The following is a 16,457-nucleotide window of genomic DNA, read 5'->3' as shown; positions in this document are numbered from 1 at the left end:
CACCGCGTTCCGGGCACCTCGCCCGGCCGGGGACGCGCCGCCCGGTCAGGACGTGATGTCCTTGCCGGAGAAGCGCGCCCACGCGATCGAGCAGAACAGCACGATGTAGGCGCCGAAGGCCAGCAGCCCGTCCCGCAGCGCCGACAGGTCCATCGGGCTGCGCAGCACCGCGTCGAAGTTGGTGAACCTGGTCGGCAGCAGGTACGGCGTCACCGCGCTCAGCTCGGGGAAGGCCCGCAGCACCTGGCAGACGACCACCAGCACGAGCGTGGCGGCCACCGCCCCGATGGACACCTCGGTGAACGTCGACAGCGCCAGCGCGACGGCCGCCAGCGCCGCCATGCCGGCCCCGACGTAGCCGACGGCGATGAGGATGCGCAGCAGCCCCTCGCCCATGGAGATCGTCGTGCCCGACAGCAGCGTCACCGGCCCGGCCGGGAACAGGATCAGCCCGGTGACCAGCGCCGACAGCGCCACCACCGCCGTGACGGCGTAGGCGAAGACGACCGCGTTGAGGTATTTGACGGCCAGCAGGCGGGTGCGTCCCGCGGGCGCGGCCAGCAGGTAGCGCAGGGTGCCGCCGCCCGCCTCCCCGGCCACCGAGTCGCCCGCGACCACGCTGACGGCGACCGGCATCAGCAGCAGCACGAGGAACGAGAACGCGACGAACGTGAGCATGAGGCTGTTGCCCGCCACGCTCTGGATGAACCCGCCCATCCCGTCGCGGTCGTCGCCGCCGAACGCGCGCAGGGCGAGGCCGAGGACGGCCGGCACGGAGGCGAGCACGGCCAGCATCACCAGGTTGCGCGGCCGGCGGAAGGTCAGGCCCAGCTCCGAGCCGAGCAGCCGCCAGAACGCCCACCGCGCCCGCCGCGGGCCGTGGGCGGCGTCCGTCCCGGCGTCCCGCGCGGGGACGGCCGCGGCCTCTCGGGCCGGGTCCGATGTGTGCCGCTCCACCGTGCGCAGTGTCTCGGTCACGGGCACCAGGCCGGGCATACGCCCATCGGACCGGCCGTCCCGCGCCTGCGGCGCCCCGGTGTCCCGCGGCTGCGGCGCGTGTGTTGTCTCAGCGTCCGGCGCCGAGGTGTCAGCCGTCGACATCGAAGCCCTCCCCCGTCAGTCCGACGAACACGTCCTCCAGGCTCGGCCGCAGCACGGCCAGCCCCCGTACCGCGACCCCTTCGCCGACCAGCGCGGCGTTGATCCGCTCCGGCGCGTGGCCGCCCAGCTCGGCCGTCACGTCGGCGTCGCCGCGCCGCACGTCGGCCAGCCCCAGCCCGCCGAGCACCCGAACGGCGTCGGCCACGTCGGGCGTCTCCACCCGGACGCGCGTGGCCAGGCCGCCGTTCAGCGAGGCGATCGTGCCCTGGGCGGCCAGCTTGCCGGTCCGCATGATGGCGGCGTGCGTGCACATCTGCTCGACCTCGGCCAGCAGGTGCGAGGAGACGAAGACGGTGGTGCCGCCGGCGGCGATGTCCTTGACCAGCGCGCGCACCTCGCGGGTGCCCTGCGGGTCGAGGCCGTTGGTCGGCTCGTCCAGGACGAGCAGCTCGCGCGGGCCGAGCAGCGCGGCCGCGATGGCCAGCCGCTGGCGCATGCCGAGCGAATAGTTGCGGTAGCGCTTGCCGGCCGCGGCCGACAGGCCCACCCGGTCGAGCGCGGCGGCGACGCGCGCCCGCGCGGTGCGGCGCACCGCCGTGGGGTCGGCGGCGTCGAAGCGCATCAGGTTGGCCTCGCCCGACAGGTACGGGTAGAACGCCGGCCCCTCCACCACCGCCCCCACCCGGGGCAGCGCCCGCGGCAGCGGCAGCCCGAGCAGGGAGTGCTCCCCCTCGGTGGGCGCGATGAGGCCCAGCAGCATGCGGATGGTCGTGGTCTTGCCCGAGCCGTTGGGCCCGAGGAAGCCGAAGACCGAGCCGCGCGGCACCGCCAGGTCGAGCGCGTCCACGGCCACCTGGCCGCCGCGGAAACGCTTGGTCAGGCCGCGCGTGACGATGGCGTGCTCCCCGGAGGGCGGGGCCGCCCCGAAGGGCGCCCCCGCTTCCTGCGTGACGGCGGTGGTCACCTGACGCCCGCCGCCTGGGTGATCTCCTCCGGGGTGACCGCGCCGGCCAGCAGGCGGCCGTCGTCGGTCAGCAGGACGGTGACGAGCTTCGTCCTGATCAGCCGGCCCGAGCCCCACGTGCCGCTCACCGGCGTGGCCGACTTCAGGACGGTGTCGGCCAGCGCCCCCACGTCGGCCTTCGAGCCGTCGCCGGGCGTCGGGCCGTCGCCCGCCGCCGGACGGCCGGCCGCCGTGAGGTCCTCCGGCTTGAACGGCAGGACGGCCACGGTCGTCCACCCGTCGCCGACGACCTTGAGCTCGCCCGCGACCTTCTCGGCCTGCTCGGCGTGCTGCTCGGCGCGCTTGGCGTCGCCCAGCTCGCTGAGGTCCTTCTCCTCCACCTTGGCGCCCGCGGGCGGGGTGAAGGTGAAGTTCTCCGCGGCCGGCGGCGTGAACGTCACCTGGGTGAAGCCGACCTGGAAGGCCGGTTCGGCCGAGCCCTTGGCGTAGACCTGGACCTGGAGCGGGACGTAGGTCTCGCCGTCGAGCGCGAGCCGCACCTCCTGCACCAGCGAGCCCTCGTCCTTGGGGGCGAGGACGAGCTGGTAGACCGGACGGCCCGCCACCTCCGCGGTGTTGATCACGCGGACCGCGGTGTGCTGGCCGGCCTTGGCCAGCAGCTGCTCGGCCACCTGCGGCGGCGTCAGCTGGGTCGGCGGCGTGCTGGGCAGCTTGTGCTCCTGGCCCGTGCCCGGCTTGATGGTCAACCTGGTCGCGGTGTTGGTGGCGCTCTCCCAGTACCAGCCCTGGTCGCCGTTGACGATCAGGTTGGTCTCGTTCAGCTGGGTCGGCATGGCCACCCGGAACCGGTCGGCGCCGCCGTACCAGACCTTGATCTCGTGCGAGCCGGACAGCAGGCTCAGCGGCGACTCACCGCCGGTCTGGGGCAGCGACGGCAGGCCGAGCGAGGCCGTCTGCTGCACCGTGCCGGACATGGGCGGCAGGCCGCCTCCCTTGCTCGTCGCCGCCACGGCGTCGGCCAGCAGCTGCTGGGCCGAACGCTCGGGCAGGACGGGCTCGCCGCTCACCGCCGCGATGACCGGGCCGGCTCCGATCGCGCCACCGATCAGCGCCGCCGCGGCGATCGGGACTCCCCACCTCACGAACGTGCCTCTGCGCATCTCACTCCTTAACGGTATGTCGATGACCAGAGCCTGCGGCATGCATCCTGTGGCCGGCCTGAGACTGTCTGAGACGCCTCTCAGCCTTCTCAGCGGCGTCTCAGCTCAGGGACGGGAGAATCAGCACATGAGAGTACTGGTCGTCGAGGACGAGCGGCGGATGGCCGCGGCCCTCCAGCGCGGGCTGCAGGCCGAGGGGTTCGCCGTGGACCTCGCCCACGACGGCGAGGAGGGCCTGCACGCGGCCCGGCAGGGCGACTACGACGTCGTGGTGCTGGACATCATGCTGCCGAGGTTGTCGGGCTACAACGTGTGCAAGCAGTTGCGCGCGGAGGAGAACTGGGTGCCGATCCTCATGTTGTCGGCCAAGGACGGCGAGTACGACATGGCCGACGGCCTCGACCTCGGCGCCGACGACTACCTGACCAAGCCCTTCTCGTACGTGGTGCTGGTGGCCAGGCTCCGGGCCCTGCTGCGGCGCGACTCGGGGCGGCGGCCGTCGGTGCTGGCGGCCGGCGACCTGACCCTCGACCCGGCCCGCCGGAAGGTGCAGCGGGGCGAGACGCCGGTGGAGCTGACGCCGAGGGAGTTCGCGCTGCTGGAGTTCCTGATGCGCCGCCGTGACGAGGTGGTGTCGAAGTCGGAGATCCTGGAACACGTGTGGGACACCTTCGACACCGACCCGAACGTGGTCGAGGTCTACGTCGGCTACCTGCGGCGCAAGGTCGACGCCCCCTTCGGCAGGAACGCGCTGCAGACCGTGCGCGGCGCGGGCTACCGGCTGGCGGGCGACGGTGGCTGACACCCCGATGGCCTGGTGGCGGCGTCAGGGGCTGCGGTTCAGGCTGACGGTCGCGGCGGCCGCCGTGCTGGGGCTGGCGCTGGCTCTGTCGGCCTCGGTGCTGCTGTCGGTGCTCGACCGGGCGCTGATCGACACGGTCGACACCTCGACCAGGCAGCAGGCCCAGACCGTGCGCGTGGCGGCCGACGCCGGGACGCTGACCAGCCCGATCACCACGCACGACGGCACGATCGTCCAGGTGCTCGACCGCAGCGGGCGGATCACGCACGTCACGTACGGCACCGACCGGCTGGTGCCGCTGCTGGACGCGGCGGCCAGGGCCAGGGTGCTGCGCGAGGGGCGGGCGACGTTCCTGGACGGGCGGCCGTACGCGATCCCGGGGCCGCTGCGGGTGGTGGTGCTCAGCGCCGACCACGGGCAGACGGTGCTGGCCGCCAGGCCGATCGGCGAGATCCAGACGAGCCTGGGCGTGGCCGGACGCGTCCTGCTGGTCGGCACGCCCGCGCTGGTCGTGCTGCTGGCGGTGGCGAGCTGGCTGATGATCGGCAGGACGCTGCGCCCGATCTCGTCGCTGCGCCGGGTCGCCGCCGAGATCACGCACACGGCCCGGTCCCGGCGGCTGCCGGTGCCGCAGTCGCGCGACGAGGTGTACGCCCTGGCCACCACGCTCAACGGCATGCTGGCCCGGCTGGAGGAGGCCGAGCAGCGCCAGCGCGCGCTGGTCTCCGACGCCGCCCACGAGCTGCGCAGCCCGCTGGCCAGCATCCGGCTCCAGCTGGAGGTGGCGCTCGGCCATCCGGAGGGCCAGGAGTGGCGGGAGACCGCCGAGGGCGTGCTGGAGGACGCCCTGCGGCTGTCCCGGCTGGCCGAGGACCTGCTCGCGCTGGCCCGCCTGGACGAGCGCGGCGGCGTGCCGGCCCGCGACGAGCCGGTCAACCTCGACGAGGTGGTGCGCCAGGTCGCCGAGCGGTACGGCGAGGCCCGGCTGACCGCGTGCGACCCCGTGGTGGTGCGCGGGGACGCCCTCGACCTGAGCCGGGTGCTGACGAACCTGATGGACAACGCCGTCCGGCACACCTCCTCGAAGGTCGAGGTGGCGCTGACCGCCGACGGCGTGCTGACGGTGACCGACGACGGGCCCGGCATCCCCGAGCAGGACCGGGAGCGGGTGTTCAACCGGTTCACCCGGCTGGACTCCGGGCGCAGCAGGGACGAGGGCGGGGCCGGCCTGGGGCTGGCGATCGTCCGGGAGACCGTGCGCGCCCACGGCGGGACGGTGGTGCTGCAGGACGCGGCGCCGGGCCTGCGCGCCGTGGTCCGCCTTCCGGTGTCCCGCTAGGCGGGTGCCGGGGCCGAGCGACCGACGGGAGCGATCGGCGGGAGCGATCGGCGGGGACGCTCGCCCGCGCGACGCGCTTGGGGCGCCGGCGGGCTGGGGGTCAACGGCGGGGACTGCGGGGGATCATGGAACGTTCCTGGTCAGGCGGCTGTGCCCTTCTCCGCGGTGGACAGGAAGTCCTGGGCGATGAGGGGCAGGCGGCGGCGTGCGTGCACCACGGCGATGACGCGCCGCACGGCCGGTTCGAGTGAGCGCACCACCAGGCCCGCCCTGGCGGCCTGGTCGGCCATGCCGCGGTACCACAGCAGTGAGGCCTGGCCGGCGCGGACCGCGTTCAGCCAGCCGTTGCGCTCGTCGGTCTCCAGGACGACCACGGGGGTGACGGCGTACTTGCCGAACATGGCGTCGAGCTCTCTGCGCCGCGAGCTGCCGCGGGCGGGCAGCGCCAGGCGCATGCCGTGCAGCTTGCCCATGGGGACCGGGTTGGGCAGGTCGAGCCCGGGCGGGGAGATCAGCACGATCTCCTGGCGTTCGAGCGGGTGGGTGATGAGGTCGGTGGGCACGGGCAGATCGGTGAGCCCGAGGTCGGCCCGCTGATCCCGGATGGCGCTGACGACGCCGTCGCGGCCGTCGCAGCGCACGATGTGCACGCGTACCCCTGGGTGCTCGGCCGCGTAGGCAGGGAGCAGCCGCCCCGCGAGTCCGGGTTCGAGACTCGGGGTGGAGGCGATGCGCAGTTCGGCCTCCGTCACGCCGGCGTGGTTGGCCAGGCTCTCGATCTCGTGCACGGCGTCGAGCGCCTCCCTCGCCAGCTTGACCACGCGGCGGCCCTGGGCGGTGACCACCACGCCGCGGCCGGAGCGGGCGAAGAGCGTCATGCCGAGCTCTCGCTCAAGATCGCGGATCGCGCGGGACAGCGCAGGCTGCGCGATGTAGAGCGACCTGGCCGCGTCGGTCATGGTGCGGTGCTCCGCAGTCGCGACCACATAGCGGAGCTGCTGGAGATTCATGCCAACGAAGCTAGGACACCGCCCTGCTCCGGGACCGGTAGATAGCGGAGATCACCTCGATTGATTTCGGAGCGTGACCGAGTACCGCTACATCCGTGACGGGTGATAAATCAGTATGCTTTTGCCCCAAATTTGGCAAAGATCCTTTGGGGTCTGCCGCAAAGCCGTGCATTGCAGACAAGCGGGTTAACGGGGAGACACGGTGACAGCAAACGGGCAATATCCACCTCCGCCACAAGGGCCCGGGCAGCCCCTGCGGCCCCCTTCGCGGCCCTGGCCGCCGCCGGGCTACCGGCAGCCGCAGCCGCAGGGCGGTCAGCCCTACCCGCAGGCGCCGCCGACCCCGCCCCAGGGCCCGCCTCAGGGTCCGCCGCCCGGCCGTCCCTATCCGCCGCAGCACCCCCAGCCGCAGGGCTATCCGCCGCAGCCGCCACCCCCGCAGGGCCCCCCTCAGGGGCCCCCGCAGCCTCCGCGGGGGTATCCGCCGCAGGGCCATCCGCCGCGCGGCCCGCAGTATCCGCCGCCGCAGTACGGGCAGCAGTACCAGCCGCCGCCCCCGCCCCCGCCCATGCCGCCCATGCCCACGAGGCAGTGGCCGCAGCAGCCGAGGAAGAAGTCCGGCATGGGGGTCGCCGGCGTCCTCGGGGCGGTGTTCGGGTCGCTGGCGGCGCTGTTCGTGCTGATCGTCATCGGGGCGGCGATGCTGAAGTCGTCCTCGCACCCGGACACGACCACGCCGGTCGCGCTCCCGTCGTACGAGCCGACGCACACCGACGAGCCCTTCCCCAGCCACGAGCCGACGCACGACACCTCGTCGCAGGAGCCCACCCAGGAACAGCCCCAGGAACCGACGCAGGAACCGACACAGGAACCGACCCAGCAGCCGTCGCAGCAGCCCACCGAGCAGCCGACCCAGGAGACGGTGACGCCGCCCAAGCAGGTCACGCTCAACACCAGCCTGAAGAACAACACCCTCTACCGGGCGGGCAGCCTGCCCCGGGTGAACTGCCGGGCCGGGAACACCAACATCTTCAGCCACAGCCAGCTCAAGGCGCTGATCCTGAAGACCGGCCGGTGCATGGACAAGGCGTGGGGGCCGATCCTGCAGCGGCAGGGCATCGCGTTCAGCCCGCCGAACTACGCCGTCGCGGCCGGGCGCGGACGGGGCGCGTGCGGCGACTATCCGTCGGCCGGGAGCATGGTGCCGTACTACTGCCCGCGCAACAACACGATCTACGCCTCGACCTCGGCGATGTCCAGGGGCAACGGCAACGCCCGCGGCTACGGCCAGATCATCTCCTGGCACGGCGGCATCATCAGCATGATGGCCCACGAGTACGGCCACCACGTCCAGAACATCACCGGCGTGATGGACTCCTGGTGGCAGGGCACCGTCAACTCCTCCAGCCAGAGCGGCAAGCTGGCGCTGAGCAGGAAACTGGAGCTCCAGGCCACCTGTCTCGGCGGCATGTGGATGCGCTCGGTCGCCTCGTCCTACCCGGTCCCGTCCTCGCTGCGCTCGCGGCTGTTCTGGTTCTACGCGCAGGTGGGCGACTATCCCGGTTACCCGCGCGACCACGGCACGCCCGCCAACAACAACCGCTGGTTCCGGCAGGGGTGGGAGCGGGACAAGACGTACCAGTGCAACACGTGGCTGGCGCCGTCCTCGACGACCTCCTGAGCGACACGTGGCGTTCATCTCATGTTGAAGAGTTGTCTCTGATGTCCAGGTATGGGGGCTAGAATCACGGCAATCTTGTGCCCGACATGGGGCAAACGTCATTTTTGCCTGGTAGGCGTGTGAAGGAGCCGGTGTGAGCAAGCGCGATCGGGTGGACGCCGTGCCCGGAGGCGCCAAACGGCGGACTCCACGCCCGCGCAAGGGCTCCTCCCCCGCGCCGCGCTTCGCCAAACCCCTGACGACCGCCTCCGTCATCGGCTGGACGGCTCTGTCCGCCCTCGTGCCCGGCGCCGCGCATCTGCGGGCCGGGCGCCGTCGTACCGGGCTGATCATGATCGGCGCGTACGCGGTGCTGCTGCTCGCGGCCCTTGCCTTCGGCCTGACCCGGGATCTGAGCAACCTGACGGGCCTGGCCGAGGACGGCGCCATGGTCACGGTGATCGTCATCGCGGCCGCGTGCGCGCTGGCCTGGTTCGCCGTGATCGCCGTCTCGTACGTGGCGCTGGGCCCCAACAGGCTGAACCAGCAGGGCCAGGTGGTGACCGGGATCGTCGTGGGCGTGCTGTGCGTGGCCGTCATGTCGCCGTTCGCGCTGACGGCCAACTACGTGCTGGCCGGGCGGAACGCCGTCAACGCGATCTTCCCCTCGCACCCGGACCCGGAGAACCCCGTCCAGATCAAGAACCCCGAGGACCCCTGGGACGGCAAGACCCGGGTGAACTTCCTGCTGGTCGGCGGGGACGCCGCGGGCAACCGCGTGGGCGTGCGCACCGACAGCATGACGGTGGCCAGCGTGGACACCAGGACCGGCAACACCGTGCTGTTCAGCCTGCCGCGCAACCTGCAGCACGTGCGCTTCCCGCCGTCCTCGCCGCTGCACAAGCACTTCCCCAACGGCTACATGGCCGAGCTGCCCAACGGCGGCCTGCTCAACGAGGTCTGGCAGTACGCCAACGACAACCCGCAGCTCATGGGCGGCAAGAACCGCGGCCCGCGGGCCCTCATGGACGCCATCGGCTACACCCTGAACCTCAGGATCGACTACTACGCCCTGATCAACATGTACGGCTTCGCCGCCCTGGTGGACGCCATCGGCGGCCTGAAGATCCGGGTCGAGGAGGACGTCAAGTGGGGCGGCCACTTCGGCACCGCGGGCACGATCAAGGCGGGCTACCGCAAGCTGTCGGGTGAGGAGGCCCTGTGGTACGGCCGCTCCCGCGTCAACAGCGACGACTTCTCCCGCATGGGACGCCAGCGCTGCGTGATCGGCGCCTTCGCCCAGCAGGCCACGCCCGGCGTGATCCTGACGAACTTCACCAAGATCGCCGGGGCGGCCAAGCGGCTGGCCCAGACGAACATCCCGCGTCCGCTCGTCGCGCCGCTGGCGGACCTGGCGCTCAAGGTCAAGGACGCCAAGATCACCAGCCTGCAGTTCGTGCCGCCGGACTTCTACTCGGGCAGGCCCGACTGGGTCAAGATCCGCGCGGCCGCGAAGAAGGCGATCGCCGACTCCGACCGCTCCGCCCGCCAGGCCCAGACCGCCAACGTGACCGCGTCCCCCGGCTCCCCGACGGCCACGCCGTCGCGGACCCGTACGCAGGCCCAGGGGGGCACGCCGACCGAGACCCCGACCCGCAACAGCCAGCGGGGCGGCGCGAAGTCCCTGACGGAGCTGTGCGGCCTGTGACCGCCACCCCCGCCGGAGCCCGGCTCCGGCGGGAGCTCTGATCGGCGAAGGCCCGCGGCCTCAGGTCACTTCGTCAGGTGCCCGAGGATCCAGTCGGCCAGCGTGCCGGTGACCGTGCCGTGCTCGGAGTTGTCGGAGTCGCACTGGTAGTCGTCCAGCTCGCTGTGCTCCGGCGACAGGGCGGTGATGTCGGTGTAGAGGTCCACGGTCCAGTCCACGGGGTCGTACTGGAGCGCGACGGCGCTCACGGTGGGGACGAAGCAGGCCGACCGGAACCGGCCGGCGATCGGCGCGCCGAACGCGTCGGCGACCATGCCGTAGGAGGGCAGCGTGCCGCCGGGCGCCCCGTCGAAGGCCGCGACGCCGCTGGTGCGGCTGGTGCCGGCCCACAGCGGGACGGCTCGCATGCCGCCCACCCGCTGGCGGGCGCCCCGGTCCGGCTGGGTGCGCACGGTGGCGCCGGCCAGCCCGTCCAGGGCGGTCCACTCGAAGGCCAGGGCGTCGGGCGGGACGTTGCGGCCGGTGCCGTCGGCGGCGCCGTTGGAGACGCCGAGCTTGCGCGGCCTGAGCGGGAACCAGCCGGCGGCGCGCAGGTCCTCGATGAACGCCAGGCGCAGCGGGCTGGCCGTGGCGACCGGCCCGGAGTAGCGCCCGTCCGGGACCCAGCCCCACAGGAGCTGCTGCGCGGCCGGGCTCCTGATCAGCGCGGCCTGGCCGGGCGCGGCCGGCGCCAGGGCCTCGGCGAAGTAGGCGAGCTGTTGCAGGACGAGCGGGATCCAGGCGCCGTTGTGCGGGGAGTCGTAGGACAGGTAGGTCATCGTCTGGTGGTCCTCGCGGCGGCGTTCCATCTCCGCCAGCGCGTACCGGGTGACCAGGCCGCCCGCGCCGAGGCCCCCGACGATCAGCGGCGTGGTGCCCAGCCGCTCGCGGACCGCGCGGCCCACGCACGTCGCCGCGACCCCGGCGTTGGCCTGGATGTGGGTGTGGCGGGCGGCGAAGCCGAGCAGCACGACGTCGATGCCCTGGGCGAGCAGCCGGCTGAGCAGCCGGTCGCCGTGCGGCGGGTACGGCGCGTCGAGCCGTCCCCACAGCCCGGCCAGGTCGCTGGGCCCGTGGCCGAACCCGTCGGCGAAGATCATGGGACGGACGAGCGCGTCGTGGCCCGCGGCGAGATGGACGGCGGCCGTCCCCGTGGCGAGCCGGCCCTGGTAGGGCCAGGCGGAGGTGAGCTCCCACCGCGCGTCGGGCGCGCGGTGCTCCCCGGAGCCGGCGGGGTCGTGCGCGAAGAACACCCCCGTGGGGAGCGCTGCGGCGACCTGTTGCGCGCGTCCGGCGGGCGCGGGCCCGGACTCCTGTGCCTGAATGCGCTCGACGTCGATCCTGGCCGCCCCTGGTGTCGCCATGACTGTCACCTTTTCTCGTGGGTTACCGGATGTGACCCCCGATTCGTGTGCCCGCCTTTCTGAATATCGTTCGATCTTTTTCCGGATTCGATGACGTCTCCAGCTCACCTCGCCCACGGCGACAAATCAACCCGCGCCGCCGACAATTCACCCTGACCACCGGTCAAGGCATTACACAGGACCGCCGCAGGCCAATTCCCTTTGTCACACGAGCGCGGTCTTTCGCGGCATCAGCGCCAGGGCGCCCAGGTAGAGCAGGGCGGCCACGATGAGCAGGCCCTTGTAGCCGATCACCAGCGCCAGGTATTCCAGGCAGCCGCCGACCATCGCGCCGAGCAGGTTCGCGCCGAAGGACGTGGTCGCGTCGGCGGTGTCGGAGAAACGTTTGGCGAAGACCACGTTGGCGGCGAAGATCGGCAGGAAGGCCACCGTCACGGCCGCCACGGCGCGCAGCGGCACCGGCAGCGACAACAGCCACGCGTTCGGCACCAGCCAGGCCAGCAGCAGGCCGGCCAGCAGCACGGCGTACATGACGGGCAGCGGCGGGGTGCGGAAGCGGCGGGTCACCTCGACGGCGGCGAGCACGGCGACCAGCACCCCGGCGAAGACGATCGCGTTGACCACCCAGGTGGTGCCGAACAGCAGCGCGAAGCCCGTCACGCTCTTGGTCTCCAGCAGCATGAACGCCACCCCGAGCAGGAACAGGTCGGCGTAGGGCTTCATGCGCCCGTAGGGGCCCGCCACCACGCGGACGGCCAGCAGGCTGACGATGAGGATCAGGCCGAGGGTGATGATGTAGATCGGCGGGATCGTCCGGTCCTTCAGGTAGAGGAAGGGGCGGTCGTCGTCGGCGGGGGCCGGGGTGCCGGCGGCGGCGCCGGGCCACTGGCTCGCGCAGCGCTGGTCGGCGGCGGTCAGGCCGGCGGTGATGACGGCCTGCTGGCCCGCGGTGCTGACCACGTCGACGCACGGCTTGTGGCCGAAGGCGGTCTGCATGGTCGAGGCCAGGCGGTCGACCAGCCAGCTCTCGCGGTAGTAGTTGTACATCGAGAACGTGCCGCCCGGCCGCAGGTGGGCGCGGGCGGCCCGCATGGCCTCGGCGGTGAACAGGTAGCTCTCCAGGCGCAGCGAGCTGGCCCCGGACACGAGGGTGAGCGAATCGGGCAGGGCGAACAGGATCAGGTCGTAGCGGTCGCCGCTGCGTTCCAGGAAGGCGCGGCCGTCGGTGATGTGGGTGGTGACGCGCGGGTCGGCGTAGGGCTTGTCGGGGTGCAGGCTGCCGCCCAGCTCGCGCAGCTTGGGGTCGATCTCGACGGCGTCGACGTGCTGGGCGCCCTTGGACAGCGCGATGGCCACGTCGGTGCCGCTGCCCGCGCCGACGATCAGCACGTCCTTGGGCGGCCTGGTGGTGCGCTCGTAGGGCAGCCCGTACTGGCGCTCCCACTGCAGACGGGCGTAGGCGGGCACGGCCTGCTGGTGCGGGATGCCGTTGACGGAGATGTCGGTGACCGGCACGCCGAGCATCTGCATCGCCTTGTAGGTCACCTTGTAGTACGGCGACCACAGCGCCCCGGCCGTCAGCGTCTCCGACAGCAGCAGGCCGGCGACCAGGAGCGAGGGCAGGACCACCAGGCCCAGGTAGAGCGAGCGGGGCCGGGGCACCAGGAGCAGGCCGTAGCACAGGGCCGCGACGACGCCCCAGAACACCGGCGGCGCCGACAGGAACGACAGCGCCGTGAACGCGGCGATGCCGCTGAGGCTGCCGATCAGGTCGTAGCGGTAGGCCTCCAGGCGCGGCAGCTCGGGGAAGCAGCGCCCGACCAGTTCGGCGGGCCCCATGAGCACCGCCGCCGCGGCGATGAAGATCACCGGCAGGATCAGCCAGGCGGGCGGCCCGACGGTTCCGAGGCTCGTCCAGTACAGGACGCCCTCGGTGTTGCGGTCGACCGTCACCGGGAAGGCCAGCACGAGGGCCACCAGGACGAGCAGGACGACCGGCGAGTAATAGGGCTGGCGGCGCGAGCGCCCCACGCGCAGAAATCCGAGCCCGATTCCAAGAAAAGAACCGAGCAGGACAAAATTGGTGAAATAGCTCAGATGAACGATGTTCGAGCCTGTCCATCTGATGAGCGCCAGTTCGAGGAAGAGCATGAAGGCACTGGCGAGGACGAGCCTCGGCCGGACCGGCAGCCAGTGTTGTCTTTCCCCGTCGGAAACCGGCGTCTGCGCCTGGAGCGTCATGATGCATCACCGTAGTGAACAGACCGAAGACAAGGAAGCCTGACGCCCCGGAAACAATTATGGTCCGCTTCGCCACTTATGCGGTGTTTTCGCAGGTCACAACCGCCGTAAGGGGCTGGACGCGCCTTGACGGATGCAGGAATGTTGGGTCGTTCGTTTGCCCCCATTACGTTCGGTGGTGACTCATGCGGGTCCTGATCCAGCTCCGTCCCTCCCCCGATCTGGTCGCGGCCGTCGCCGATCCCGGCCAGACCGCCACCACGGCCGACGTCGCCGACGGCCTGCCCGGCGTCGAACTCGACACGGGCTTCACACCGGTCGCCGTGCCGAGGCCGGTCCCCGCGGCCGGCGGCGATCCCCTCTCCCTCCACCAGCCCCTCGACTTCTCGCTGGCCGCCGAGGACGCCTCCGTCCTGGTCCGCGGCACGATCTCCGACGACGAGCTGACCTCGCGGGTCACGCTGCTGCCCACGCTGCGCCCCGACGTCGTCGGGGTGTTCGCCGACCCGGTGATCGAGTCCAGCCTGACCTGCGGCGGCGATCCGCCCGTGGGCGACTGGCACGACGTCGAACGCCTGCTCAACGTGGCCGGGCTGCACGCCGAGGGGCTCGACGGCGCCGGGGTGGCGCTGGCCGTCCTGGACACCGGCGTCAACGCCGCGCACGTGGCCCGCCAGCTCGGCCGCGGCGTCACGCTGGACGCCGAGCGGAGCTGGAACCCCTCCGGCGTCACCGGCCGGGCCGGCCAGTTCGAGGTCGACCACGGCACGATGTGCGCCTTCGACGCGCTCATCGCCGCGCCGCAGGCGTCCCTGATCGACGTGCCGCTGCTGCGGTCGGCCCGGCCGGGCGGCTCGGCGCTCGACGGCCTGCTGTCGGACGCGGTGGCCGCCTTCACCCATCTGCGCACGGTGCTGGAGGCCCAGCCCGCGGCGTCCAGGTCGCTGGTGGTGAGCAACTCGTGGGGGTCGTTCTCCCCCGAGTGGGACTTCCCCGTCGGGCATCCGGGCAACTACTCCGACAACGCCGCCCACCCGTTCAACCTGGTCGTGGCCAGTCTCGACCGGGCGGGCGCGGACGTGCTGTTCGCGGCGGGCAACTGCGGCAGGCAGTGCCCCGACGGCCGGTGCGCCTTCCCCAACCGGCCCATCGGGGGCGCCAACTCCCATCCCAAGGCGCTGTCGATCGGCGGGGTCGACGTCAACGGCGAGCGGGTGGGCTACTCCTCGCAGGGGCCGGGACGGCTGACCGCGCGCAAGCCCGACGTGTGCGCGTACACGCACTTCTCGGGGTCGCGGGCGTTCGGCGACGGCGAGCCGGACACGGGCACCTCGGCGGCGACGCCGGTGGCCGCCGGGCTGGTGGCCGCGGTGCGCACCCGGTGGCCGGCCGCCAAGCTGTCGCCGGCGCAGCTGCGGGCGCTGCTGCGGCGCACCGCCGAGGACCGCAGCGAGGTGGGTTTCGACTACGACTACGGCTACGGGACGGTCGATCCGGCGGGCATCCTGGCCGCGCTGCACCGGCGGGCCAAGGCCGCGGCCTGAGCACGGTCCCGCCCACTCCCCTGGGCACGGGCGGGCGGGCCGTCCCGGAGCGGCCCGCTCACGCGGTCTCCCGGTTGAACACGCGGGCCCCGACGGTCAGGCCGACCACGGCGAGCCCGGCCGTGACGGCCACGCCGAGCCCGACCGTGCCGGTGGCGTAGTGGCCGGCGAACAGGTCGCGCAGCGCCTCCAGGACGTACCTGAAGGGGCTGAGGTGCGAGAGCGCGTCCAGCCAGCCGGGCGCCATCGACATCGGCAGGAACGCGCCCGACAGCAGCACCAGCGGGATGACCGCCGTCGACATCACCGGCGCGAACAGCTGCTCGCCGATGGTCAGCGCGACGGCGTACGACAGGGCGGCCAGGCTCGCCCCCAGCACCACGACCAGCACGAACCCGGCCGCGAGCCCGGCCACCGGCACCCGCATCCCGAAGGCGAACCCGGCGGCCAGCACCATCGTCGTCTGGACGGCCATCGTCACGACATTGTCGAGCACCCGTCCGAGCAGCAGGGCCAGGCGGCTGGCCGGGGTGACGCGCAGCCGTTCCAGCACGCCGAAGCGCTTGTCGAAGACCACCCCGAACCCGGCCAGCCCCATGCTCATCAGGCCGAGCTGGACGATCAGCCCCGGCACCAGCACCTCCCAGGTGCCGAACGTGGCGAAGATCGGCCCGAACAGCACCAGGAACAGCAGCGGCTGGACGGCGCCGAAGACGATGCCGAGCTTCTGGCGCAGCGTGGCGCGCAGGGAGTGGCGGAACAGCACCCAGGTGTCGCGCAGCATCAGACCCCCGCCTCCTCGCGCAGCGACCGGCCGGTGATGTCGAGGAACGCCTCGTCGAGGGTGCGTCCCGCCTTGAGCTCGGCCGGGGTGCCCGCGGCGGCGATCCGGCCGTCGTCGATGATCAGGAGCCGGTCGCAGAGCGCGTCGGCCTCGTCCAGGTAGTGGGTGGTCAGGAAGATCGTCACGCCGTGTTCCTCGCGCAGGGAGCGGACGTGCTCCCACAGGTTGGCGCGGCTCTGGGGGTCCAGGCCGGTGGTCGGCTCGTCCAGGAAGAGCAGACGGGGGTCGTGCAGCAGGGCGAAGGCGATGTCGAAGCGGCGTCGCTGCCCGCCCGACAGCGCGGCGCCCACGCGCTCCTCCAGGCCGGACAGGCCGAGCCGGGCCAGCACGTCGCGGTACCGGGTCCTGGCCGCGGCCCTGGTCAGGCCGTACAGCATGCCCTGGAGCTCCAGTTGCTCGGCGAGCGGGGCCATGACGTTGACGCCGCCGCCCTGCGAGACGTAGCCGATGCGGCGGCGCACCTCGCGCGGGTCGCCCAGCAGGTCGCGGCCCGCCACGGTGGCGGTGCCCGAGGTGGGGCGGAGCAGGGTCGTCAGCATGCGCATGGTCGTGGTCTTGCCGGCGCCGTTGGGCCCGAGGAAGCCGACGATCTCGCCGGCCGCCACCGAGATGTCGACGCCTTTGACGGCCTGCACGCCGCCTTCGAAGGTCTTGGTCAGACCTGTGGTTCTCAACATGTGA

13 protein-coding genes are annotated in these 16,457 nt (G+C 72.4%); 5 read left to right on the top strand and 8 right to left on the bottom strand.

Going from position 1 to position 16,457, the window contains the following annotated elements; translation table 11 throughout:
- Nucleotides 1-45: 45 nt before the first annotated feature.
- From ACWEJ6_RS34050 to ACWEJ6_RS34040, 3 genes are all read right to left on the bottom strand, one after another.
- On the bottom strand, nt 46-978 hold the full coding sequence (locus tag ACWEJ6_RS34050; protein WP_452429105.1) for an ABC transporter permease: 933 nt from the start codon (nt 976-978) through the stop codon (nt 46-48).
- Nucleotides 979-1,087: 109 nt separating this feature from the next.
- Entirely contained in the window at nt 1,088-2,065 is a 978-nt protein-coding gene (locus ACWEJ6_RS34045) for an ATP-binding cassette domain-containing protein (protein WP_452429103.1), read from the bottom strand.
- Nucleotides 2,062-3,225 carry a LolA family protein gene (locus tag ACWEJ6_RS34040; protein ID WP_452429101.1) on the bottom strand — a complete coding sequence of 388 codons (1,164 nt, stop codon included), beginning with the start codon at nt 3,223-3,225 and terminating at the stop codon, nt 2,062-2,064. Before ACWEJ6_RS34040 ends, ACWEJ6_RS34045 begins: the two co-directional genes overlap by 4 nt.
- Before the next feature lie 127 nt (nt 3,226-3,352).
- Between ACWEJ6_RS34040 and ACWEJ6_RS34035 the strand changes: the two genes are divergently transcribed.
- Both ACWEJ6_RS34035 and ACWEJ6_RS34030 read left to right on the top strand, forming a co-directional pair.
- A complete protein-coding gene (locus ACWEJ6_RS34035; RefSeq protein ID WP_352328085.1) occupies nt 3,353-4,027 on the top strand; it encodes a response regulator transcription factor in 675 nt (224 codons plus the stop codon).
- Entirely contained in the window at nt 4,020-5,366 is a 1,347-nt protein-coding gene (locus ACWEJ6_RS34030; protein WP_352351573.1) for a sensor histidine kinase, read from the top strand. The genes ACWEJ6_RS34035 and ACWEJ6_RS34030 overlap by 8 nt, the downstream gene beginning before the upstream one ends.
- Nucleotides 5,367-5,506: 140 nt before the next feature.
- On the opposite strand, the gene ACWEJ6_RS34025 is transcribed toward ACWEJ6_RS34030, so the two are convergent.
- On the bottom strand, nt 5,507-6,376 hold the full coding sequence (locus ACWEJ6_RS34025; protein WP_387669748.1) for a LysR family transcriptional regulator: 870 nt from the start codon (nt 6,374-6,376) through the stop codon (nt 5,507-5,509).
- A gap of 577 nt (nt 6,377-6,953) precedes the next feature.
- Here ACWEJ6_RS34025 and ACWEJ6_RS34020 point away from each other — a divergent pair.
- The gene (locus ACWEJ6_RS34020) at nt 6,954-8,057 is read left to right on the top strand and encodes a neutral zinc metallopeptidase (protein ID WP_452429098.1); all 1,104 of its coding nucleotides are present in this window, start codon (nt 6,954-6,956) and stop codon (nt 8,055-8,057) included.
- A 133-nt stretch (nt 8,058-8,190) separates the two neighbouring features.
- On the top strand, nt 8,191-9,744 hold the full coding sequence (locus tag ACWEJ6_RS34015) for an LCP family protein (RefSeq protein ID WP_452429096.1): 1,554 nt from the start codon (nt 8,191-8,193) through the stop codon (nt 9,742-9,744).
- A gap of 65 nt (nt 9,745-9,809) precedes the next feature.
- Here the strand turns inward: ACWEJ6_RS34015 and ACWEJ6_RS34010 are convergent, their stop codons facing one another.
- Both ACWEJ6_RS34010 and ACWEJ6_RS34005 read right to left on the bottom strand, forming a co-directional pair.
- On the bottom strand, nt 9,810-11,147 hold the full coding sequence (locus ACWEJ6_RS34010) for a hypothetical protein (RefSeq protein ID WP_452429094.1): 1,338 nt from the start codon (nt 11,145-11,147) through the stop codon (nt 9,810-9,812).
- 204 nt (nt 11,148-11,351) lie between these two features.
- The gene (locus tag ACWEJ6_RS34005; RefSeq protein WP_397155951.1) at nt 11,352-13,178 is read right to left on the bottom strand and encodes a spermidine synthase; all 1,827 of its coding nucleotides are present in this window, start codon (nt 13,176-13,178) and stop codon (nt 11,352-11,354) included.
- Between the two features lie 395 nt (nt 13,179-13,573).
- On the opposite strand from ACWEJ6_RS34005, the gene ACWEJ6_RS34000 reads away from it, so the two are divergent.
- The gene (locus ACWEJ6_RS34000) at nt 13,574-14,932 is read left to right on the top strand and encodes a S8 family serine peptidase (protein ID WP_387669759.1); all 1,359 of its coding nucleotides are present in this window, start codon (nt 13,574-13,576) and stop codon (nt 14,930-14,932) included.
- A 58-nt stretch (nt 14,933-14,990) separates the two neighbouring features.
- Here the strand turns inward: ACWEJ6_RS34000 and ACWEJ6_RS33995 are convergent, their stop codons facing one another.
- Entirely contained in the window at nt 14,991-15,716 is a 726-nt protein-coding gene (locus tag ACWEJ6_RS33995; RefSeq protein ID WP_452429091.1) for an ABC transporter permease, read from the bottom strand.
- On the bottom strand, nt 15,716-16,453 hold the full coding sequence (locus tag ACWEJ6_RS33990; protein ID WP_452429089.1) for an ABC transporter ATP-binding protein: 738 nt from the start codon (nt 16,451-16,453) through the stop codon (nt 15,716-15,718). Before ACWEJ6_RS33990 ends, ACWEJ6_RS33995 begins: the two co-directional genes overlap by 1 nt.
- Nucleotides 16,454-16,457 lie beyond the last annotated feature (4 nt).

The sequence above is a fragment of the Nonomuraea sp. NPDC004702 genome (genome assembly GCF_053601695.1).
This window is presented reverse-complemented; position numbering and strand designations above follow the sequence as displayed.

What these genes read in the sequence shown, in the direction of transcription:
- ACWEJ6_RS34040 (WP_452429101.1), bottom strand. Translation starts at nt 3,225, where the DNA reads ATGCGCAGAGGCACGTTCGTGAGGTGGGGAGTCCCGATCGCCGCGGCG.
- ACWEJ6_RS34035 (WP_352328085.1), top strand. Translation starts at nt 3,353, where the DNA reads ATGAGAGTACTGGTCGTCGAGGACGAGCGGCGGATGGCCGCGGCCCTC.
- ACWEJ6_RS34025 (WP_387669748.1), bottom strand. Translation starts at nt 6,376, where the DNA reads ATGAATCTCCAGCAGCTCCGCTATGTGGTCGCGACTGCGGAGCACCGC.
- ACWEJ6_RS34020 (WP_452429098.1), top strand. Translation starts at nt 6,954, where the DNA reads ATGCCCACGAGGCAGTGGCCGCAGCAGCCGAGGAAGAAGTCCGGCATG.
- ACWEJ6_RS34010 (WP_452429094.1), bottom strand. Translation starts at nt 11,147, where the DNA reads ATGGCGACACCAGGGGCGGCCAGGATCGACGTCGAGCGCATTCAGGCA.
- ACWEJ6_RS34000 (WP_387669759.1), top strand. Translation starts at nt 13,574, where the DNA reads ATGCGGGTCCTGATCCAGCTCCGTCCCTCCCCCGATCTGGTCGCGGCC.
- ACWEJ6_RS33995 (WP_452429091.1), bottom strand. Translation starts at nt 15,716, where the DNA reads ATGCTGCGCGACACCTGGGTGCTGTTCCGCCACTCCCTGCGCGCCACG.
- ACWEJ6_RS33990 (WP_452429089.1), bottom strand. Translation starts at nt 16,453, where the DNA reads ATGTTGAGAACCACAGGTCTGACCAAGACCTTCGAAGGCGGCGTGCAG.